At 69.9% G+C, this 20,979-nt stretch carries 16 protein-coding genes; 15 read left to right on the top strand and 1 reads right to left on the bottom strand.

Translation table 11 applies throughout. From position 1 onward, the window contains the following. The 12 genes from IF43_RS0132350 (at position 1) to IF43_RS0132295 (ending at position 16,011) form a co-directional block, all read left to right on the top strand. Entirely contained in the window at positions 1 to 2,214 is a 2,214-nt protein-coding gene (locus tag IF43_RS0132350) for a hypothetical protein (RefSeq protein ID WP_158939621.1), read from the top strand. Continuing rightward, on the top strand, positions 2,211 to 2,987 hold the full coding sequence (locus IF43_RS0132345) for a hypothetical protein (RefSeq protein ID WP_030209231.1): 777 nt from the start codon (positions 2,211 to 2,213) through the stop codon (positions 2,985 to 2,987). Before IF43_RS0132350 ends, IF43_RS0132345 begins: the two co-directional genes overlap by 4 nt. A gap of 3 nt (positions 2,988 to 2,990) precedes the next feature. Further along, positions 2,991 to 4,298, top strand: a complete 1,308-nt coding sequence (locus IF43_RS0132340) for a peptidase M23 (protein WP_158939619.1) — start codon at positions 2,991 to 2,993, stop codon at positions 4,296 to 4,298. Positions 4,299 to 4,358: 60 nt separating this feature from the next. After that, on the top strand, positions 4,359 to 4,757 hold the full coding sequence (locus IF43_RS0132335; protein ID WP_051796604.1) for an Lsr2 family protein: 399 nt from the start codon (positions 4,359 to 4,361) through the stop codon (positions 4,755 to 4,757). A gap of 72 nt (positions 4,758 to 4,829) precedes the next feature. Further along, a complete protein-coding gene (locus IF43_RS42265; protein WP_199922818.1) occupies positions 4,830 to 5,669 on the top strand; it encodes a hypothetical protein in 840 nt (279 codons plus the stop codon). 19 nt (positions 5,670 to 5,688) lie between these two features. Continuing rightward, the gene (locus IF43_RS38485) at positions 5,689 to 6,441 is read left to right on the top strand and encodes a nuclease-related domain-containing protein (RefSeq protein WP_051796602.1); all 753 of its coding nucleotides are present in this window, start codon (positions 5,689 to 5,691) and stop codon (positions 6,439 to 6,441) included. Between the two features lie 263 nt (positions 6,442 to 6,704). After that, positions 6,705 to 7,067, top strand: coding sequence for a TrmO family methyltransferase (locus IF43_RS0132320; protein WP_324605144.1), 363 nt, complete (start codon positions 6,705 to 6,707; stop codon positions 7,065 to 7,067). Between the two features lie 370 nt (positions 7,068 to 7,437). Beyond that, positions 7,438 to 7,785, top strand: coding sequence for a hypothetical protein (locus IF43_RS0132315; RefSeq protein WP_158939617.1), 348 nt, complete (start codon positions 7,438 to 7,440; stop codon positions 7,783 to 7,785). A 386-nt stretch (positions 7,786 to 8,171) separates the two neighbouring features. After that, positions 8,172 to 9,917 carry a hypothetical protein gene (locus tag IF43_RS0132310; protein ID WP_030209212.1) on the top strand — a complete coding sequence of 582 codons (1,746 nt, stop codon included), beginning with the start codon at positions 8,172 to 8,174 and terminating at the stop codon, positions 9,915 to 9,917. A 615-nt stretch (positions 9,918 to 10,532) separates the two neighbouring features. Continuing rightward, positions 10,533 to 11,285, top strand: a complete 753-nt coding sequence (locus tag IF43_RS0132305) for a hypothetical protein (RefSeq protein ID WP_158939615.1) — start codon at positions 10,533 to 10,535, stop codon at positions 11,283 to 11,285. Beyond that, positions 11,282 to 13,591, top strand: a complete 2,310-nt coding sequence (locus IF43_RS0132300; protein ID WP_030209209.1) for a hypothetical protein — start codon at positions 11,282 to 11,284, stop codon at positions 13,589 to 13,591. Before IF43_RS0132305 ends, IF43_RS0132300 begins: the two co-directional genes overlap by 4 nt. Positions 13,592 to 14,616: 1,025 nt before the next feature. Then, positions 14,617 to 16,011, top strand: coding sequence for a hypothetical protein (locus IF43_RS0132295; RefSeq protein WP_030209207.1), 1,395 nt, complete (start codon positions 14,617 to 14,619; stop codon positions 16,009 to 16,011). 1,096 nt (positions 16,012 to 17,107) lie between these two features. Here IF43_RS0132295 and IF43_RS41875 read toward each other — a convergent pair. After that, positions 17,108 to 17,323: a hypothetical protein gene (locus IF43_RS41875; protein WP_158939613.1), complete on the bottom strand. Its 216-nt coding sequence runs from the start codon at positions 17,321 to 17,323 to the stop codon at positions 17,108 to 17,110. A 96-nt stretch (positions 17,324 to 17,419) separates the two neighbouring features. On the opposite strand from IF43_RS41875, the gene IF43_RS0132280 reads away from it, so the two are divergent. From IF43_RS0132280 to IF43_RS0132270, 3 genes are all read left to right on the top strand, one after another. Beyond that, positions 17,420 to 18,271 (top strand): helix-turn-helix transcriptional regulator, encoded by an 852-nt coding sequence (locus IF43_RS0132280; protein ID WP_030209185.1) that lies wholly within the window; start codon positions 17,420 to 17,422, stop codon positions 18,269 to 18,271. An 18-nt stretch (positions 18,272 to 18,289) separates the two neighbouring features. After that, the gene (gene cyaB, locus IF43_RS0132275; protein ID WP_030209179.1) at positions 18,290 to 18,844 is read left to right on the top strand and encodes a class IV adenylate cyclase; all 555 of its coding nucleotides are present in this window, start codon (positions 18,290 to 18,292) and stop codon (positions 18,842 to 18,844) included. Positions 18,845 to 19,597: 753 nt separating this feature from the next. Next, positions 19,598 to 20,413, top strand: coding sequence for a hypothetical protein (locus IF43_RS0132270; RefSeq protein WP_030209177.1), 816 nt, complete (start codon positions 19,598 to 19,600; stop codon positions 20,411 to 20,413). Positions 20,414 to 20,979 lie beyond the last annotated feature (566 nt).

Genomic DNA, 20,979 nt, shown 5'->3' with positions numbered 1-20,979 from the left:
GTGACCGCGAAGACCTACCGGTTCAGCGTCCTCAAACTGCTGATACGCATCCAGCACTTCCGGCTCCCCCGCAAGCGCAACGTCCTGATCCCGCTCCTCGGCTTGTACGTCACGCTCATGGTCACGGCGCAGTCCGCATGGGCCCAGGACATCGCGCCGGTCGGCGTCGGCGACCTGCTCCCCTCACCCCAGCTCAAGCACACCGGTCCGGACACGCTGTACGAGAAGTACAGCAACCCCCTGCTGTTCACGCTGGACAGCGACTACGGCATGTGGGACGTCTTCGACCCCATCCTCGAACTGCCCGCGGACATCTGCATGGCGCTGACCGCGACCATCGGCAGCGCCTGCGTGATGATCGTGCAGTGGATCTTCAATCTGACGACGATCCCCGAGGTGGAGGGCTCGATCGCGAAGTCCATCGAGGCCGCGTCGGGCACGCTGACGAACACCCTTCTGCCCTCGGCGATGATGGTCGGCGCCCTGGTGGCGTGGGCCCAGCACCGCAAGGCGGCGGGCAGCGCCCTGGGCCAGTTGGGGTGGGTGGCGGTCTCCACGATCTTCTCGCTGTCGCTGCTGCTGTCGCCCTCGACGTGGATCAGTGGCATCGACAACGTCCGCACCATTGGCTCCTCCATCGCGATGAACGCCGCCGACGCCGGTATCGGGGACGGGACGAAGGAGCCCATCGACCTCGGTACAACGCCCTCATGGGGGTCGAACGAGCGCGACAACATGCTGCGCAAGAGCGGGGACGCCGTCTGGCGGACGTTCGTCGTCACGCCCTGGTGCGTCGCCGATTTCGGCTCGAAGGACGCCTGCAAGAAGCACGGCAAGGACCTGCTCGAACAAGGTGTGTGGAAGGGCAAGCGGAAGGAGTGGCTCCAGAAGAACGTGACGAAGGACTCGGTCGGAGAGGACTCGGTCACGTGGCGGCAGGGGCACACGCCCGTCGGCCGCATCATGGTGACGATTCCGGCCCTGATCTGCGTCATCATCTTCGCGGCCTTGCTGCTGGCGTTGGCCTTCGCCAGCCTGGCATCACTGCTGGGTGCTCTGATGCTGCTCTTCAGCGGTGTGATCTTCGCCTGTCTGTGGGTCATCCCCGGAAGACCCCGGACCTGGGGTGTCAGGTACTTCGACACCCTGTTGGGCTTCGCGCTCCAGAGCGCGATCTCGACCATGGTGCTCGGGGCGGTGATGGTCATCGAGACGGCGGCGGCCAAGGCGTTCGGTTCCCTGGGGTACGCGGCCGTGGGCGGTCTGTCGATCGCGGCCGCCCTGGTGGCGTTCAAGTTCCGCGGCATCATGGAGTCGATCGTCGGCGTCACCGGCATGACCTCGCCGGCCGCCGCGCTGGGCGGCCTTCTGGCGGCCCGCGGTGCCGCCAAGGCGGGCTGGGGCCTGACCAAGGCCGCAGGGCGCGGTCTGGTCGCCATGCACGCCCCGCGCATGCCCCGTCTGCCGAGGTTCCCGCGCCGCGGTGGCGGCGGCGGGGGCGCAGGTGACGGCGGTGGCGTCCCGCAGCTGCCCGGCGGCGGTTCGCCGGGCGCGCTGGCCGGCTCGCGGCGTCCGATGCCGCCGCTTCCCACGGGACACAGCGGTGCGGCGTCCCTGCCCGGAGGCAACAGCCGTACCGCGGTGGGCCCGCTGACGAGCCGTCCGGAGCTTCCGGCCTCCAGCGCGCCCGCCACGGGCCGGTCCGTCGCCGACGGGCCCGCGAACGCGCTCCCGGCCGGCCGCCGGCCGATGGAGGTCACTGCCGGGGCGTCCCGTCCGGAGCTGCCCGCGGGCAGCTCCGCGCAGACCGTGGGCGCCCGCCGCAACGGCAGCGCGGCCCGCGGGCAGGCCACGGCCTCCCGTTCCGCCGACGCCGCGGCCGGCCGCCCCGCCACCGTGGCGGGCGGCACGCGGACCACGGCCGCCCAGGCTGCCCCGCAGCCCGCGCAGGTGGCCGCCGGACGGCCTTCGCCGGCGCTCCGTCCGGAGGCGGGCGAGCAGGCCAACTTCGCCTTCCGGTCCGCGCCGGAGCCGGGCCGCCCGGCTCCCAAGCTCATCCGGCACAAGGTCATCAGCAGTACGCCGAACCGCCCGCCGGCCGCCGGCGGCTCCAGGGGCCCGAACCCGGTGCGTCCCGAGACGCCCGGCCGTACCGCCCGTACCACCGGCCGCCGCATGGCGGTGCCCGGCATGCGCAGCAGGAGGAGCCAGTGAGCGGCGAGGACGACAAGGCCAGGACCGTCGCGGACTTCCGGGAGCTGCTCAAGGAGCAGTACGAGCTCCCGGAGGAGGCGCGCAGCGGCAAGCGCAAGGAGCGGCGGCGGGCCCGGCAGGAGCACAAGCGCACCCGCAAGGAGACGACGCGCCGGGTGCTGGAGGAGGAGCGCCGGCGCGAGCCGATGACGCCGGCGGGGGCCGCCGTCATCATCGCGGCGATCCTCGCCATCGGCTGGGGCGCCACCCACTGGCTCGGCTCGGACAAGGAGTCCGGGGCGGGCGTGGCGGTGGCGGCCAGCCCCACTCCGGCGGCTCCCAGTGCGAGCGCGACCTCGGCCTCCCCCTCGGCCTCCGAGGCGTCGCCTTCGGCGTCGACCCCCGTCGTGGACCTCAGCACGCCGGAGAAGACGGCCGACGGATGGGGGCGCGTCTACCTGACGCGCAACCCGCCGGTGGACCGCGACCACAAGCCGTCCGTCGAGCGGGCTGCCCCGTGGATGACGCGCGCCCTGGCCGCGAACCTGACGGCCAACGAGGACCGGCTGTGGAACGAGCTGGTCTCCAACGGCGGCATCTCCACCGTCCTCTCCGTGGACGTGGGGAAGGCGACCCAGGGCCTGCCCGTCGACACCCCGCTCAGGGTGTGGCGGCAGGCCAAGGTCACGGCGCACATCGACGGCTACAAGCAGTACGAGCAGACCTACGTGTTCCAGGTCGAGATGACGCACAGCTCCAAGGGCTGGCGTGTGGCCAGGGTGCTGGGGGTCTGACACGTGAACACGCGCCAGGCCGTCATGATGGCCTCGGGGGTGGCGCGTCGGGGGGCGATGCTCAAACTCGTCATACCCGCCGGCGTCATCTTCTTCATCTTCCTCGTCGCCCTGGGCATCGTCGGCAGCATCGCGGGCAGCAGCCAGGCCTCGATCGCCGCCTGCGGCGACGCCGGCAAGCCCGACACGGAGTACGACGACGGCCGCGACAACGGTGGTGACAACGGCGGCGGGAACGGCGGGAACGGCGGGGGTGGCGGCACCGGCGGGAAGCTGCGGGAGCAGCAGATAGCCAACGCCAAGATCATCGACGGAGAGGCCGCCACCGCCGGCCTGTCCGGCAGGGCCACGCTCATCGCACTGATGACCGCTCTGCAGGAGTCCACGCTGATCAACCTCGACCACGGCGACCGGGACAGCGTCGGCCTGTTCCAGCAGCGCCCGTCGACGGGGTGGGGGACCGTCGAGCAGATCATGGACCCCCACTACTCCAGCAAGATGTTCCTCCTGGGCAAGGGCTTCAAGCGGGGTGACCATGGAGATCCGCCCGGTCTGTCCGACATCCCGGGCTGGGACACGATGGCGCTCGGCGATGCGGCCCAGAAGGTCCAGCGCAGTGCGTTCCCGGACCTGTACGCGGGGCAGGAGTCAGAAGCCCGCCGCATCGCGCACGAGGCCGGCCTTGACCTGGACCGGGGCGGCAGTCCGGCTCCGACGGGGACGGCGACCGACGCTGCCGTGCCCCCCGGCTCGTACCCGAGCGGCTACACGCGCCCGACGAGCACCGAGAAGCCCGACGAGGGCGTGTTCAACCGCTGCGAGGGCAAGGAGTTCGGCGACGAGCCCAAGACCGATCCGGGCAAGGACGGCCGTGTGTTCCACGACAAGGACGCCCCGTGGCCGCCGGAGGTCAAGAACCGGCGCTCCACCGCGGAGGCCATCGCGTGGGCAAAGCAGGAGGCGGCGCGCCACACGCCGTCCGAGGACTGGTTCCGGATGTGCCTGATGTTCACGGCCAAGACCTACGGGTGGAACTCCGCCGGCACCGGGCACGCCATCGACCACTACTGGGCGATGCCCTCCTCGATGCGGCACACCAAAGACCGGAACCCACCGCCCGGCGCGCTGCTGTTCTGGCGCAACTCCAGTCGGTCCGGGCACGTGGCGCTCTACGTGGGCAACGGTGAGATCGCCTCGAACGACATCCGGGAGCCGGGCCGCATCAGCATCGTCCCCGCCGACGAGATCGAGAGGAAGTGGGGCGCGATCTATGAGGGTTGGGCCCCTCCGTACTTCCCCAACGGCGGGTAGGGCCGTTCCTCATGTCATAGCGCTTTGAGATCATTACACTGAGAACAAAGGAGTACGGCCATGGCCGAAAAGGTAATTCTGGTCGATGACCTGGACGGTCAGAGCACCGCGGGCGTCGAGCGGGTCGCGTTCGCCTGGAAGGGCAAGGAGTACGAGATCGACCTGAGCGCCGCTCACGTCGAGGAGTACGACAAGCTGCTCGGCCCCCTGCTGGCGGCGGCCCGCCCCCGGCAGGCCGCCGGCCGCAAGCGCGCTGCGGGCAGGCCCAAGGCGGACGGGACCGACCAGCGCATCCGCGCGTGGGCGAAGAAGGCGGGCCGGGAGGTGCCGCGGTCCGGTCCGGTGCCGCAGGACCTCCGTGATGCCTACACGGCCCACAACGCCGCCCAGGAGGCTCCCGCAGCGGTTCCGGCACAGCAGGTGCCCGCCGCCCACGAAAACCCGTACATCGGCCGCTGATGCGGCGCCCGCGCCCGGTTCGGCCCGGCGCGGGCGCGACAGCAGGGGGATCTGTCGAACGAAGGAACGAGCATGCCCGTTGTGAAGGACCCTGACCAGGTCCCGCTCACACCCGTCTACACCATCGTGGTCCACGGCGACGGCGAGGCCAGCGTCGACGGGCAGGCGGTGCACCGGATCGTCGGGCAGGACCCCCGGGACGCCGCGTTGGCCGACGTCCAGCTCCGGGCCGCCCAGCGCGGCCACCCGGTGCGGGTGAACGCGAAGGAGCCGGACGGGACCGTGTGGCCGCTGATCGTCGACTACGACGGCGAGGTCACTCCGCTTGACCGCCCCCACCCCGCCCCGCCGGCCCCCGCGCCCGCCCCGCCGGCCCCCGCGCCCGCCACCGCCCCCGCGCCCGCCACCGCCCCGGCGGCCGATCAGCACCCGCAGCCGGGCTGGGAGGACCCTCCGCCGCCGGAGTACCAGGAGCTGCTGACCAAGTCGCAGGCCGCGCTGGCGGCGGGCGACCTGGCCGCCGCGGCAGTGATCGCCGGCGACCTCGAGGACGCCCTGGACGACGCTTTCGGGCCCACCCACCCGTACACCGTCAACGCCCTGGCGATGCGCGCCTACGCGGCGACGCTCCTGCAGGACTGGCCCGCCGCGCTGGAGCTGCACCTGCAGACGGCGCAGCGGCGCCACCAGGCCCAGGCCCCCCGTGCGGAAACGCTTCGTCTTGTCCGCAACGCCCACGTCGTGTGGCGGTTCCTGGCCCAGCGGACGGAGCAGCATCCGGAGGCCCACGACCCCGCCGCCGCGGCCCGCTGGGCACCCGAACTGGTGCGCGTGCTCACGTTGACCGGGCTCGAGCCGGCCGTCCTCGAGACCGTCCGCAGCGTGTCGGCACGCCTGCCCGCGACCGCCTGACACCGCCGGAGGGGAAACCGTGGCCACCAGGCCGGGCGCCGGCCAGTCCGCAGCCGGCGAGTACCGCCGCCGGCTCCGCTCGTGGCGTACCGCGTCCCGTCGCCGCTTCCTGCGGGGCCTGCCCGCCGTCGTCCTCGTGGCCGGCGCCCTGGACTGGTGGATCGCCGGGAACACCCCTGGCACTCCCCTCTTCGGGCATGCCGCCGCCCTGGTCGTCCTCCTGGCGTGGACGGCGACGTTCGCCACGCCCCAGCACGTCCGCGCGTGGCGCTCCGGCGCCGAGGGCGAGCGCAGGACCGCCCGAGCGCTCCGCCCGCTGGCCCGCCGGGGCGCCGTCATCCTCCACGACCGCGCGGTGGGCCGATCCGCCAACCTCGACCACATCGCCGTCGGCCGCTGGGGCGTCGCGTACATCGACACCAAGAACTGGCAGGCCAAGGGTGCCCGCGTCGCGGTCAGCCGGGACGGCGCGACGCTCTGGTACGGCACGTACGCCCAGAACAGGACCGTCTCCACCGTCCACTGGGAGGTCCGCCAGATGACCGCGGCGCTCCGCCGCCCGCTGGCCGACCTCCAACTGGACGTCCAGCCGATCATCGCGGTCCAGGGCGCCCCCGTCGGCCGCCGCGGCATCCTCACCTTCGACGGCGTCGTGATCATCGAGGCGTCCCGCCTGGCCCGCCACCTGCGCCGACGGCGACGCATTCTCAAGCCCGACCAGATCACCCGCCTGGCCACGGCAGCCGACAGGGCCTTCCCACCCAAGACCTGACGCCCTCACGGGCCATGGACCGGCCCCCGGCCGACTGATCCGTCAGCCAGTCCCAGGACCGGCCCCGAGCGGCCGCCGTCCGCCCACGGGCTCAGCCGTCGCGGGCGGGGCGGACTGCTGCCGGGGCTCCTCGGCCGCCCACTCCGCCGCCGTCCGCCCACGGGCTGCATGCTCCGCCTGATCGTCGAGGACGGGTACGGGGCCGTGCCCGAGCGGGCGACGTGTAGTGCTCACGGCCGAAGTGTCCCATCTGGACGATCGCCGTGTCCGTCACCAGGCATCTGTCCCACGAGGTCACCTTCCGCTTCCACTTGACCGACCCGACCGACCTGCACCCGGGCGCTCGCCATCCGCGGGACAACCCGGACTGGCCGAAGACGGGGATCTTCGCCCACCGCAACATGCGGCGCTTGAACTGGCTTGGGGTGTCCCGCTGTCGGCTGGTGCAGGTCGACGGGCTCGACCTGCATATCGAGGACTTGGACGCGGTCGACGGCACCCCCGTCCTCGACGTGAAGCCCTGGTTCGCAGAGATGGGGCCACGGGGCGAGCTGCAGCAACCTGCATGGGTCGGGGAGATGCTCGACGGGTACTTCGCCCCGCACCGGCCGCAGGACGTGATGTAACTGCAGGTGCTGCAGTCGGCATGGGCGCGCACGCCGCTTCGGCAGGCGAGGGGTCTCGCATCAGGCCGTCAACGAGACCCCGACCGCGCCGACAAGACGGTGCCGGCGCGCCACTACCGGCCGACGGAGCAGTCGGCGCCGAAAAACACGCCACAAGACGGTACGCTGCCGCGCAACCGATCTGGTGCAAGGGTGTGTCTGGTACATCGTCACCCCCGCTTCACACATGTGTCGTTAACGGATATGTGTGCGAGTGTGTACGGGGTCGGCCAACCGTCCTGGGCAGAAACCGGCTAGCCCATCGAGAAACATCGTTGCTGCGACACGCCTTGTTCGTGATGCACGGCGATCAGGTGGCAAGATACCTCTCATGCGCCCCGGACCCGGCAACACGCGGATGCTCACGAACCGCGCGTTCGCGTACGACCCAACCTCCGGCAAGGACTGGCGGATCACTATCAACCTGCCGCCCGAAGTGGCGCAGGAGCTGATCCCGAAGCTACGGGAGATTCACCCGCGCCTGGCGGCGGCGGGGCTGATCAATGCTGTCGTCGAGCACCTCATCCTCACGGGTGACCAGCCTCTGGACTGGCCGCGGACTGTGGAGCTGGTGCAGGCGAAGCTTGAGGTCGTCGCGCCCAAGAAGAAGCCGAGGAAGCCGAGGAAGCGTAAGCCCGCTCCTCAGGTGGAGCTCCAGGAGGCCCTAGCGACTGACTGACCGAGCGCCCCGGGGCGTGTCCCACGGGGCCAACGACAACTGAATCCCGAGACTTTCGCAGCCAACTTGGTTTGGCGGCCGGGTAGCGCTGCTGAGTCTCTACCGCACGTCAGCGTCCCTGCCCTAGTGGGCCCTCACGCATGACGTTGTTCAGTTCTGGAGACATCATAGCCACACGTCCCCGGGCCGGCACCTCCATGCCTGCAACCGGTGTGTCATCCACGCCCGTTTCAGCCCTGCCCCCTGCCGGTTTCGTTCCCCCCCAGACGGCCGTATTCGATCCTCTGTTCCCCCCTCCTGCCCCAGCCGCACACCTGCGGCCCGAGGTAGCAGGGGCCGCGGGCGCCCGCGAGCGCGCCCGGATCGCAGCGCTTCTCCTCGACGACTTGCTGTTCGCCGTGCCTGTCTTCTGCATCGATGCGGCAAACTCCCGGGTCGCGACCGATCGCCCTCTGAGGTTTCTCAGCGAGGCGGCCGCGCTGGTCAATCGCGGCCAGGCCGCGTCGTACGTTGCGACGCTCCGGGAGTTCGTCTGTGCCGTCGACGTCGACGGCACAGACGACGACTGGAGCGTCAGCGCGCTGGAGCACATGACTGCGCGAGTCGACGAACTCGGCGGCTGGTGGGTGACCCGCAAGTCTGGCGGCGGCGCCGGACGGTGGCACCTGATTGCGGTCCTGCGGACTCAGCCGGCCCGTGAGGCCTTCCGGGAGACGGTTGACACCGTGCGTCTCCACTGGGGTGCGACCCCGCAGCAGATCGACTGGCGCCGCACCCTTCGCCCGCTGTCCGCTCCGCACCGCCGTACGGGTGAGGTCGAGCTGCCGAGTTCGGTGGAGTGGGCCAAGAACGACTTTCCATCCTGGGCTTCGGTCATGCCGGTCGGGCGTCGCAGAGTTCTCATGGAACGCGAGACTGCGGCCACCCCGTGGCAGCGCCCTCTCCGCGAGATTCCGCTGGGCGAGTTCTGGGACCGCCTGCGCAACCCGGGGGCGGACTACTACCAGGACCGGTCGCGGAGTGAGTTGTTGTCCACTGCGCGGTTGGTGGTGGCCGGCTACGACGCGGAGTCCGCGTGGAGAGTCGTAGCCGATGCACGGCATCGTGGTTTTTCCCGGTCTCGTCAGCGTGGGCGTTCTTGGTGGGTGAAGTTCTGCTGGAACGCGGCTGTGGAGTTCGTCGACAGTCGACGCGGGAGCCGAACTGAGCGGTCTCCTGTTGACCGCTGGAAGCGTGTGACGGGTCCGCTGTTGGCCGGCGTACGGAAGTTCTTCTGGCCTGGATGGACGGTTGCGACCCGGCACAGTCGTGAGCGTGTGCTTGCCGCTGTTGGTGACCGCATGGCGCGTCAGGGCCTGGGGAACTGTCCGATGCCTCAGCGGGACTTGGAGAACGACACCGGGCAGTCCAGGAACACGATCGCTGCGGCTCTGGCGCAGTTGACGAAGGACGGTGTCCTGGTCAAAACGAAGACCTACGACCAGAGCCAGGGGACCAAGTCGTCCAACGAGTACAGCGTGAACCTCCTCGTGCTGGACTTCTCCGCTGAAAGTACTGAGCCACCTTGTAGTCACACCCTGGGCGCCCCCGGCCGCTCCTGGTTCAGCCTCGCTACGACCCTGGCCCTCACCCCCGGCCCCCACCCGACCCCCCGCCTCTACCACCTGAGCGGCTACACCCCCACGCCCACCCCCACGCGCTCCCAGCTGGCCAACGTGGAGACCGGCCTGCGGACCCTGGTCCGCCTCCGGGTCCTCAGGCGTCGGGGCACAGACCGCTGGGAGCTGACTGCCCAGGCGCCCCGCGAGACGGTCCGGGCACGCCAGCGAAAGCAGCGGACAGCCGCGCGTATCGAGCGGGAGCGGAGGTCCTTCAAGGCTGGATGGCAGGCCAGAAGGACCGAACTCAACCGCCGCTGGGAGGAACAGCGGGAGCGGGCTCTCGCGCGCCGTGCGGCGCAGGACCAGTCGCGTTGTGAGGCGTGGTGGAAGAGCCTGAGTGAGGAGGAGCGCAGAGCTCGCAGGGTGGAGTGGCGGGTCCGTTTTGCCGCGATGCCGCCGGCGTTGCGTGCTGCTCGTGTGGAGGTGCTGGCTGAGCGTCGGTTCCTGGCAGCCCGAGGAGTGGCTGCCTAAGGAGTAACCCGAAGAAGCACAGCAGCCAGAACCACCGAGTTCCCTGATCGGCAACTAGAGTTCCGCCATCAGGGCATAAAGGCATGCGTAAAAACAGGTGTTAGTAGACTTTGGGGTGGCGTGCCGTTGACCTGCGGCTTCTCTGCCTCCACCACGAGACCACCCACTCCCATCGTCCCTCAGGAAGTGGGTGGTCTCGTGGTGGAGGCAGAGAACGTTGAGTGGGTTGGAAGTAAGGACAGATGAGAGTGGAGTTGAGTGGTGAGGTGACTGGAAGAGGGGAGGGGAGAGAGGGATGGAGGAGGTGGAGAGTTGAGAGGAGAGAAGGAAGGAGAGGAAGGAAGGTATGAGAGCGGGTTGTGAGTGGTGTTTGAAGTTGGAGAAGGAAGGGGTGCGGTTGGGGGTTGTAGGTAGTGGGTGGTGACAGGTGGGAGGGATGATCGGGTGGGGTTGTGGTTGTGGGCAGGGGAGGCTGGGGTGGGGGGTCTGATGTGGCTGGGTGCTTTGATCTAGGTGGTCGTGTGGTGCGTGGCGGTCGGGTTGTTGGGGCTCGTACGCGGATGAGAGTGGTGGCTTGAGTTCGGTGAGTGGTGCGGGTTTGGGGGAGGGGTTCTGATGGAGTTCGTTGTTCGTGAGGTTCTGGTTCCGCGTAGTCGGAACTGGCAGGTGACTGATCGCGATCTGACGTTGTTGCGGTGGATCGGTCGATGGCCGGGTGTGACGAGCAGCCAGGTGGTGCGGCAGTTCGAGGGGAACTCTGTGTTTCCGTCGGAGCAGGTTGTGTACCGGCGTTTGCGGGCGCTGGTTGCGGTGGGGTTGCTGGAGTCGGGGGTTTTGCCCGGCCATCGTGCGAGGGCGTTCTGGGTTACCCGTAGGGGGTTGGAGATCGCGAACATCGAGGGGAACCCCATGTCGCCGAACTCGAAGGAGTACCACCACGACCTGGCGGTGATCGATCTCGCGCATCAGTTGCAGTCTGCGCAACCTGAGTACCGGCTGGTGACGGAGCGGGAGATCCGTGCGAGGGACACGCCGAACCAGTACACGAGGCCAGCTGATCCGACGTACTCGGTGGTTGCGGAGTCGGGTTCGGGTCGGAGGTATCCGGATCTCGTGACGACGTCGCCGGACGGGGTGGTGTGGGCGCATGAGCTGGAGCGGACTCGCAAGCCCCGCCCGAGGTTGGTGCGGAACATGCTGGCGTACGTGAACGCCGATCACATTCACTTCGCCATGTACTGGGCGTGGCCGGATCTTCTGTCGAACGTGGAGCAGGCGGCTGCTGAGGCGAATGCGAAGTCGCTGGAGTTGGGGCGCGGCGAGAAGATCGCGTTTCGGGTGTGGAACGTGGAGGGGCTGAAGAAGTGAGCAAGGCGGACCGCAGAGGGGTGCGGGGGGATCTTGCCGGTCGGCCGGCGACTCAGTGGCAGGGTTCTCAGCCGGTCAACCCGAACAGCAGCGAGGCGGTTGCGCGGGCGGCGACGGTTTTGCTGGCGGTGGTGAACCCGGTGGCCGGCGTGCTCTGCCTGTTGCTCGTGGCTGCTGGCAGGGGTCTGTCGAAGGGGGTCCGTCGATGGATCTGCTGGGTCGGCTGGGCGACTGTGGTGGTCGGCGCATTGGTCGGAACGTTTCGCTGGTACCTGCGGCCGTACCGGGAACTTGGTGCTGAGATATGGGCGCACCCGGGGAGCGCGGAGTTGGGCAGGCTTGCTGCGGAGAACGGGTCTGGCTGGGTTGTCGACCAGTTGCCGTTCGCGGTGACGGTCGCGGCCGGTGTCGGGGGTGCGTGGTTGTTGCGGCGGGCCAGGTTCCAGGCTGAGTGGCGCACGGTTCAGGAGCCGGTCAGCGAGAAGAAGCTGGATTCGGTGCTGCAGGAGCTGGCGCAGGACGACAGGCGGAAGCCGGCTCGTACGTTGGACGACCTGCGTGTGCGGTTGGGCGTGGACAAACTCACGGGGGAACCGGCGGAGGTTTCAGGGCGTGCCCTGCAGCGGCACGGGTTCATCCCTGGTGCGAGTGGTTACGGAAAGTCCCGCACGATCGAGCAGCTCGTGTACGAGCTGTGCGTGAGTCCGCATGCCCGTCCGCTCGACATCGCGTTCCTCTTTGCCGACATGAAGGCCGATCCGCAGTTGATCGACGCGATGCGCGGCGGTGCCCACCATGCCGGGCGTGGGTTCAAGCTGGTGACGATCACGGGTGCGGGGACCACCTACAACCCGATCAGGCATGGAACGGCCGAGCAGATCCGCAGCCGCATCGTGGAGTGCTTGGACCAGGTGGCGGGTGGCGGGTTCAGCGAGCCGCACCACCGTGAGGCCGCGGAGGAGTTCCTGCTGTTCGTCGTCCGTGCTCTGGACGATCTGGTGGCGAGGCAGGTTCAGGAGGTGTTCCCTGACGGGGCCCGCCGTGCGTGGCGCCGGGACCTGCCTGATCTGGCTCGCTTGATGACGCTGAAGGCGCTGGGGAGCCGCGCGGACAAGCTCAGTGCGCGTGTGCAGCGCGATGTCACGGAGTACCTGACGTACCTGGATACCGAGGCGAAGGACCTCAAGAGGTCGATTCCTGGTCTGGCGACGCGGGTGCGGAACCTGGTCAGCGGCGATGCCGGCCGGGTCCTGGTCGAGGCGGAGGGGGGCGTCGACCTGTACGAGTCCGTCCACCGAGGGGACATCGTCCTGTTCTCCCTGGCGGCGAACACGGACGCGAAGGCTGCACGACAGATCGGCAACCTGTTCCTCACCGATCTCGGCGCGGTGGGCGACCGCCTGCTCGCGGAGAACTACGGGGAGAACGGCGGACTGTTCATCGCGGGGGTCGATGAGTTCAGCGGCCTGGGTGGTTCGACGATGGGCGGGCTGTTCCAGCGGCTCCGGGCCGCGGGCGGTGGTCTGCTGATCTGCACCCAGGACCTGGCAGATCTGGCCGACGTTTCGGACGCGTTCCTGAACGCGGTCCTGACGAATGCGAACGTGCTGCTCCTGCACCGGACCAAGGCGTCCGCCGAGCAGGTCGCGCAGCTGCTGGGCACCTTCGAAGGGTGGGAGGAGACTCTTCAGGTCCAGGACGACATCGGCATCCTGGGCGTGACGACCGCAGGCAGTGGTGTCGGATCGCTGCGCCAGGTCGACCGGTTCAAGGTGCATCCCAACGAGCTCAGGGAACTGCGGGTGGGTGAAGCCATCGTCGCCGTGGGCCACCCCGAGGACACCTGCAGGACTGTCCGGATGTCGCTCGCTCCGCGCTACCCAGTGCCGGAGACGGACGGCGAAAGCGCCGTGAAGTCTCTCGATGGCGACCGGGCACCCAGCACCGTGGACCTGGCGAAGTCCGTCCAGTCCGGCTCTTGGAGCAATGAGATCCCCGCCCCGCGGCCCGTTCCGCTTCAGAAGCCGGCTGGAGACAGGCTGGCCACCGCCAACCAGCCCTCCCTGCCGAAGCAGAGGGACGTTATCCCCGTCGAAGACCGGGGCGTGGCCGATCCACAAACGGAAGTCCCCAGCACCCAGTCGCATGCCGGCCAGCCTGACGAGGCTGCCGACGGGAACACCGAACGTGCCGGCGAGCCCACGCCGGAGACCTCCGCGGAAAGTGGCGGAGCGGCCGCCCCGTCCGCAGACACGCCCTCGGAGAACAACGCCTCTCGGCGGGCCATCGACGTCTGGGGAAGCTGACTCTCCCGCCGCGGAAACGCAGCACACAGAAGGACGAAGGACACGCCTGGCGGCGTGACGCCCTTGTTCCGCGCCTGGCGGCGCGTTGGCAGTGCGCCGCTTCGCGGCGGGTCGGCGCTGCGCGCCTCCTGGCGGTGCCGCTTCGCGGCACGGGTGCCGGCGCTGCGCGCCGGGGGTCCCGCTGCGCGGGACGGGGGCAGTGCGCCGCTTCGCGGCGGGTCGGCGCTGCGCGCCGCCCGGTGGTACCCGCTGCGCGGGTACGGGTCCGCTCCGCGGACCGGGCGGGGTGCCGTGGGTGGGGCGGGGCCGCCGGCTTGTGGGTCGTGCGGGACCCGGCGGGCCGTCAAGGGCGCCTTCGGCGTCGCTACGCGATGCGCACGCGCACCCTTGACTGCCCGTCGGGTCCCTGGTGGCGGCCGGTTGTGGGGGCGGCCCCTCCTTTGTGGGGGCCGGTGTGGGTGGTGTGGGGGTGCGGCCAAGGCGGGCCGCAACGGGGATGGGGTGGTCTGTTTCTTGCTGCCCGAGAAGGGCTGGGGTTCAAGCCGATGCCTCCGGCGGGCGCCGGGCCTGCCCAAGGGGGTGGGGGGCCGTGCGCCGGGTGCGGGCCGGTGGGTGGCTGGGGTGCGGGGGGTGGCCGGGGGCTCCCCTCGGTTGGCCGGGCACCCTTCGGGCTATCACCGGACCTGTGGGGGCGACCAGGACAAGCCGCTAAAGCGGTCGCGCAAGCGCGATCCTGGCCGCCCCCACAGCCCCGGTGATGTGGCGGAGCTGCCCGGCCAACCGAGGGGAGCCCCCGCCCACCGGGTGGGGTGTGGCGGGGGTCCGCCGCCGACCGCAGGGCCGGAGCGGACCGGCCCCACCTGCAACGTCAGCCGCCGATGTGACCCAAGTCACTTGCTCGGAAGGGCCGTTGGAGTGGACGCGACCCCCAGAATAAGGCAGAATTACATGTGTCGGAAGGGGAACGGGATGGCAGCCCGGCCCCGGACGACACGGAAGACCCCAAACCTTGAACGGAGAACAGAATGACCGCGCAGATCGAAACCGCAGTGGGGAACGCGTTCGCCACCGCCGCGAAGTCCGACGCTGGCTACCTGGACGAGGCCGCGAACTCGCACGGCCGCGAAAAGGTTCAGATGGTGCTCAACGCGCTCGCCCGCACCACGACCGACGCGCCGCACCTTGTGGAGATCGGCCCCGGCGGCGGTGCCGCCCTCCAGTACCTCGCCGACAGCCTCACCGGCACCGCCGACCGGCCCGGCACGCTGGACGTGACCCTGATCGAGGCCCCCGGAGTCGTCTCGCAGGCACTCGCACGCGTCATCGACGGGTACAACGCCGCCGGATTGGGCACCTGCACCCTGACCAGCGGTCTCGCGCAGAACCTCGGCAGCATCCTGGAACACCCCGTGGACATCGTCGCCGCGTCCGCGCTCATCCACGAGGTCTACTCCTACGGCAGCGGGTACCGGGGCATCCACGAGATGATGCAGACCCTCCCCGCCATCCTGAAGCCCGGCGGTCACTTCGCCTACCGCGACGTCCGCACCGTCGACGCCGCGACCCTTCACGAGACGGTCACCCAGACCTACACCCATCGCGGATGGCTTCAGTTCGTCCGCATGTTCACCCCGCAGTACCTGAACGGCAGCCGCCACCCGTACCACCGCTCCAGCGACTACCCGACCGTCCGTCAGGACTCCCGCATCGTCGCCCTTGAGGACATCGACCCCAGGACCACCGCCGTCATCACCGGACCGATCGGACTGTTCCGGGAGATCCAGCGCCACTACATCACCTTCCGTGACTACGCGTGGCGCTCCGGTCTCCTCGGATTCGTCCCCCACCTCGACGGGCAGCTCGGAGCCGACTGGATCGACGCGGAAGCCGGTCACAAGCGGGTGCACTTCACGCTCACCGAGAGCGAATGGCTCTTCCCCGCGCTGCTGAAGAACGCCAGCGAGCCCTACGGAGACCACTACGTCACCGACGGTGACATCTTCGACGAGTACACCGACGCCGCCATCATCGAACTTCTCGCCTCCGCCGAGGACGGGGACGAGCGAGGCGCGGCCGTATGGGGGGAGTGGATCGAGCGCGAAGGCCACGAGACGTACATCTATCTGACCTTGGGTGAACTCCTCGCCGAGTTCGCGATCAGGTCGGCGGAGGCGAACACGGGCACGGTGATGATGCCCCTCACGTCCGACGACGTGATCACCCCCGAGCGCGCCTACTACACCCGCTACCTCCGCAAGCGCCTGCCCAACGCCCTCCCCGACGGGAAGCAGTTGGTTCTGTTCACCAACGTCCCCACCAGCGACACCGAAGCGCTCAGGGCCGGAATGGAGATCCTGCGACCGCTGTGCAGCCGTGAGGCCATGGCCCGACTTCACTCCGCACTCGCCCAGACGATCTAACCCGCCCACGCGGGCGGGGGCCCCGGACAACGGACCGAAGGCCCCCGCCCCCGGCGCAGGAGGGACAACCCCCAAGGCGGCCGGGCTCACACCCTCCACAGGATGTGAGCCCGGCCGCCCGGCCCGGGCAAAGGACGCCCCTGCCGGGGCGGCAGCCTGATCGGCCGGATCACTCCGTGATCCGGCGCGGCCTCCTTCGTCGGCCGGAAAAGGACACGCCTGACGGCGTGGCACCCCTATCTGGCCCCTTCGGGGCCGGGTCCGCTGACGCGGACCAGGCCGAGCCGCTCCGTAGAAGGCAAGGCCGCCGTCGGGCTGCGGGCACTGCCCCCGGCCGCCAGCGGACGCCCTACGGGCGACAGTTCTTTTTTGCGGTGGCAGTGCGCCGCTCCGCGGCGGGCGGCGCTGCGCGCCGCGGGGGGTACCCGCTGCGCGGGTGCCGGTCCGCTCCGCGGACCGGGTGGGCACGCCTGGCGGCGTGGCTGTGTTGTCGGGCCGGCTCCTTCGTCGCTGGCCAGCCGCCCTCCTGCGTCGGGCGGCGTGGACCGCCTGCGGCGGGCGCCTTTTTTACGCGCCTGGCGGCGCGGTCGCAGTGCGCCGCTGCGCGGCGGGGGCGGCGCTGCGCGCCGCGGGGGGTACCCGCTGCGCGGGTACGGAGCAGTGCGGCGCTCCGCGCCGGGGGTCCCGCTGCGCGGGACCTGTGGCAGTGCGCCGCTGCGCGGCGGGGGCGGCGCTGCGCGCCGCAGGGGGTACCCGCTGCGCGGGTACCGGTCCGCTCCGCGGACCGGGTGGGCACGCCTGGCGGCGTGGGAGCGCAGTGGCGGCTCCCTGGACGACTTCCGCCACCTCGAGCGCGAGGAGCCTCATCGCACCCTCCGGCGCCCGGAGTTCCCGCCCGCCCAGTAAAACCGCCGTCATACGGAGCGGGCGGGAGTCTAGCGAGCCGCGATCCTCGCGGCTTCCAACGCCGCCCGGCACTCGGCGTCGGACGGGTGGGCCCAGTCGTCCGGCCGGGCGCCGGACATCGAGTCCCGCGGGATTCGACGCGCATCGCCGGCGATAGGCAGGTCGCACTGGCAGCAGATCCGGCCGGAGATCATCGCGATGCCTCCTTGTGCTCGGGGCAGGAGCGGGGGAACCAGCGGATCCGCAGGCCGCCCCGCCGCACATAGCGGGGGCCGAGGTCGTGGGCGGTGCCGTTGCTCAGGCGGACGGCGCACCATACGCAGCACTGCCCGCGTACCTGCTGCTCGGACAGCTGGGCAAGGGGCGGAATTCTTCGGACGCGGCTCGCGGCGGCTTGCTCGGTCATGACAGCAAGGATCTTGCGACGGAGCGTGCTCCTCGATACCCGGACGGTAATCTCACCGTGGGATGCTTTCCCATCCCCGTGTGGACGGAGGCGCCAATGAACCTCGGATTCGCTCCTGTTGAAGTCCCGGACTGGGCATGGGAGCGCGCCGAGGTGCGGCAAGCCCTGCGTGCACGCAACGTGGGGGCTCTCTTCCGCTACGTCCAGCAGTACGCCGGGATCAGCCAGGCCCGCATCGCCACGGCCATCGGTATGACGCAAGGCCGCGTCAACGAGATCATCAACGGCAAGCGTGAGGTCTCCCAGCTCGACGTGTACGAGCGGATCGCCGACGGGCTGCACCTGCCCGACGACGCCCGGCACCTCCTCGGCCTGGCCGCCAGCCGCGAACGGCGCACCGGCGGCGCCGCGTTCGACCTGGCCGCCTTCCCCGAGGTCGTGCGCGTCTACGCGTCCCAGGCGTCCGCCCGGGCGGAGATCCAGCAGCAGGCCCGCGCTGCCCGACAGCTGGACATCCTCGCGGTGCGCGGTTTGGGGCTGATCGGCCTGAACGACTCGATGCTCCGCAGCCAACTGACCCGGCCCGCGGACCTGCCGCGCGTCCGGCTGCGGGTGCTGCTGCTCGACCCTGAGTCGCCGGCGCTCGCGCTGCGGGCCGCGGAGATTGGGGAGTCGGCCGAATCGCTGGCGGGCGGGGTGCGGCTGGCCGAGGCCAGGCTGAGGGAACTTGCCGGTGCAGCAGACCTCGAGGTGTACCGGTACGCGATGCTGCCGACGTGGCGCATCATCCGCACGGACAACACCATGTTCGTCGGAGCCTTCGACGCCGGCTGGGAGGGACACGAGAGCGCCACGTACAAGGTGATGGAGACACCCCACGGCCCCCTGTACCGGGGGTTCCGGCGCATGTTCGAGGCGGTCATCGACGGAGCTGAGCGCACGGTCTGAGCAGAGAAGGGAACCAGAGTGATTGAGGCGGAGCTGAAGGCGCGCGTCCACATGCCCGAGAGCGTGCTGCGGGCACTGGACGACCGGGCCGCCGCGCGTGCAGAGGTCTACCAGGACACTTACTACGACCGGCCCGACCGCGTCCTCGAGAAGGCCGACCAGGAGCTGAGGGTCCGCACAGTCCACGGGCCCGACGACACCCGGACGGTGCTCACGTACAAGGGCGCCGCGGTCGACGCCGAGTCGGGTTCGAAGCCGGAGCACGAGACCCGCGTCGAGGACCCCGAGGCGGTCCACGCGATGCTCCGGGGGCTCGGCTACGTGCCGGTCATCGCCTTCGAGAAGCGATGCCGCAACTACGCCTTCACCGCCCGCGGCCGGCAGATGCTCGCCACCCTCGTCCGTGTCCCCGAGGTCGACGGCACCTTCCTGGAGCTCGAGACTCTGGCGCCCGAGGCCGATCTGGCCGCCGCCCTCAGCGATGTGCGGGCCGTGCTGGCCGAGCTCGGCATCGCCGACGGGGACCTGACCAGGGAGACGTACACCGGCGCCGTGGCCGCGCAGCGTGGGTGATGAAAGGAGGTCCCCCAGCCGACCACAGCGGGGGCTCCGGCCTCTTCCGGAGGGCGCGCCGACCAGGCCCTGGAAGTGATGGACCGCCGACCGGCGTTGGGCGCACCGGGCATCGATCGGGACGACTGACTGGACGCGAAGATAAAAATAAGGCAGCATTAGAGAATTAGGGGGGCCTGGGGCCCCTGACTTCGCAATTGCGTACCTCTTGGGAGGTGAGGCGGGCGGCCAGCCCAATGGCAGTAGTACTGGCCGCCCTATGCCTCCTTGGCCCCAGGCCCTTGAACAAGCCCATATCCAGGGAGGCATCTGCACATGATGGTAAACGACGCACGGCTCCGCGCGTGCCGGCACCGATGACCTCGTGACCCTTGTCGCCGAAGACTCGACTGAGGGCGGCGCCGCTGCGGCCTGCCGCGCCGAGGGTGGCCTCCTCGCCGACGTCGGCACTCCCTGGTTCCGCCCGCTCGCCTGAGGGGGCGGAGGGGCACTCTCGGTCGGCTATCGGCGATCAAGGGCATCGAAATTGCAATAGCAACCATTGCTCTGTGTCTGGGTGGGGATGCGGGCCACGGCAGACCCAGGGCCTGCGACGCCAATGCGCAACCGAAGCATGAGGCCGAGCACTCGCCAGCGAGACGGGCGGAGTGCTCCTGCCGCTGCCGGACCACCACTACGACCGCCACGAGGAGGGAGCCGATCATGATGAGCGAGCTTCCGCCGCAGGATGCACAAATCACGGAGAACTCCCCCATGGCCACACTGCACGGACGCCCCGTACTGAGTCGGAAGGAACTGGGCGACAGGTACGAGCTCAGCAACACCCACCTGGAGAGGCTGTACCGGGAGCGCGACCTCAACGGCCACCCCGAGGCCGCGGGCACGATCAACCGCGCGCTGGTCTGGGACGCCGCAGACTGGCACGAGTGGTACGAACGCCACACCGACGTGACCGCGCTGGAGAGCCGTGCGGACCTGCAAGCCCGCACCGGCTTGGGCTTGAGCACCCTCGCACTCCTGTGGAGGGAGCGGGAATCCAACCAGCACCCTCAGCCCGAGAAGACCGTCGGTAACACCATGTACTGGAACCCGAAGACCTGGGACGCCTGGTACGAGAGCTACAAAACGAACCAGCAGTGGCGCACGGACGTCGACCTCAGCGGGAACGCGGACGACCTGATCTCGCTGTCCGAAGCCGCCAGGGTCCTGGGCATGGAGCCCACCAGCATCACGAAATACCCCGTCAGGCCGCCGAAGCACTGGCCGGCACCCGCCGAGGAAACGACGACCGACAAGGGATTCGTCAAACGAAAGTACCGGCGCGGTGACATCTGGACCTACGCCGAACGCCGCGAACGTGGAGGCGGCCGCCCGGCCGGAACGACCAAGACGGACCGCCGCTACCCGTACGACGGCGACCCCCGCCTGGACCAGGCCCGCGCCGCCGTCAAGGCGAACCCCGCAACCTCAGCGGCCCAACTCGCCGGCCAGCTCGCCCACGAGCACGGCGGAACCGCAGGCACCTGGTCCCACATCGTCCGCAGCGCGCGACAGCACCCCGAGGACTGACCCCCTCGAACAGCGAGGGGTGCTTACGCCGTAAGCACCCCTCTGCCCCGCTTCGGTTCCATCAGCAGTCCGACACTGTCTACAACTCAGAGCAGCCGCTTGCATGCTGCATCGACCTCGATCCTCAGCACAGCTGGCGCCATGCCAAACCCAGCACCCGGCGGGGGCTTCCCTCGGTCGGTCGGGCAGCGCCAGCCGACCACCGGTTCTGTGGGGGGTGCCAGGATCGCGCAGCGACCGCGCAGCGGCTCGTCCTGGCACCCCCCACAGGTTCGGTGGTAGCCCTTCGGGTGCCCGACCGACCGAGGGAAGCCCCCGACCGCCCCACCCCCAGCTCACCCCCACCGGGCGGCACCCGGCCGACAGCCCCGACCCCCTTGGGAGCGAGGGCCCGCCGGAGGCGTCCTGGGTGGGCCGGTGGGTGCTTACGGCGTGAGCATCTGGGTGGGCCAGCCCGGTGGGTGCTTACGGCGTGAGCACCTGGGTGGGCCAGCCCGGTGGGTGCTCACGGCGTGAGCACCTGGAGCGGTTCCGGGGTGCTTACGGCGTGAGCACCTGGGTGGGCC

The organism is Streptomyces sp. NRRL S-87 (assembly GCF_000719335.1).
In the GTDB taxonomy this organism is placed as follows: Bacteria; Actinomycetota; Actinomycetes; order Streptomycetales; family Streptomycetaceae; genus Streptomyces.
This window is presented reverse-complemented; position numbering and strand designations above follow the sequence as displayed.

What these genes read in the sequence shown, in the direction of transcription:
- IF43_RS42265 (WP_199922818.1), top strand. Translation starts at nt 4,830, where the DNA reads ATGCCCGTTGTGAAGGACCCTGACCAGGTCCCGCTCACACCCGTCTAC.
- IF43_RS0132295 (WP_030209207.1), top strand. Translation starts at nt 14,617, where the DNA reads ATGACCGCGCAGATCGAAACCGCAGTGGGGAACGCGTTCGCCACCGCC.
- IF43_RS0132305 (WP_158939615.1), top strand. Translation starts at nt 10,533, where the DNA reads ATGGAGTTCGTTGTTCGTGAGGTTCTGGTTCCGCGTAGTCGGAACTGG.
- IF43_RS0132315 (WP_158939617.1), top strand. Translation starts at nt 7,438, where the DNA reads ATGCGCCCCGGACCCGGCAACACGCGGATGCTCACGAACCGCGCGTTC.
- IF43_RS41875 (WP_158939613.1), bottom strand. Translation starts at nt 17,323, where the DNA reads ATGACCGAGCAAGCCGCCGCGAGCCGCGTCCGAAGAATTCCGCCCCTT.
- IF43_RS0132335 (WP_051796604.1), top strand. Translation starts at nt 4,359, where the DNA reads ATGGCCGAAAAGGTAATTCTGGTCGATGACCTGGACGGTCAGAGCACC.
- IF43_RS0132280 (WP_030209185.1), top strand. Translation starts at nt 17,420, where the DNA reads ATGAACCTCGGATTCGCTCCTGTTGAAGTCCCGGACTGGGCATGGGAG.
- IF43_RS0132270 (WP_030209177.1), top strand. Translation starts at nt 19,598, where the DNA reads ATGGCCACACTGCACGGACGCCCCGTACTGAGTCGGAAGGAACTGGGC.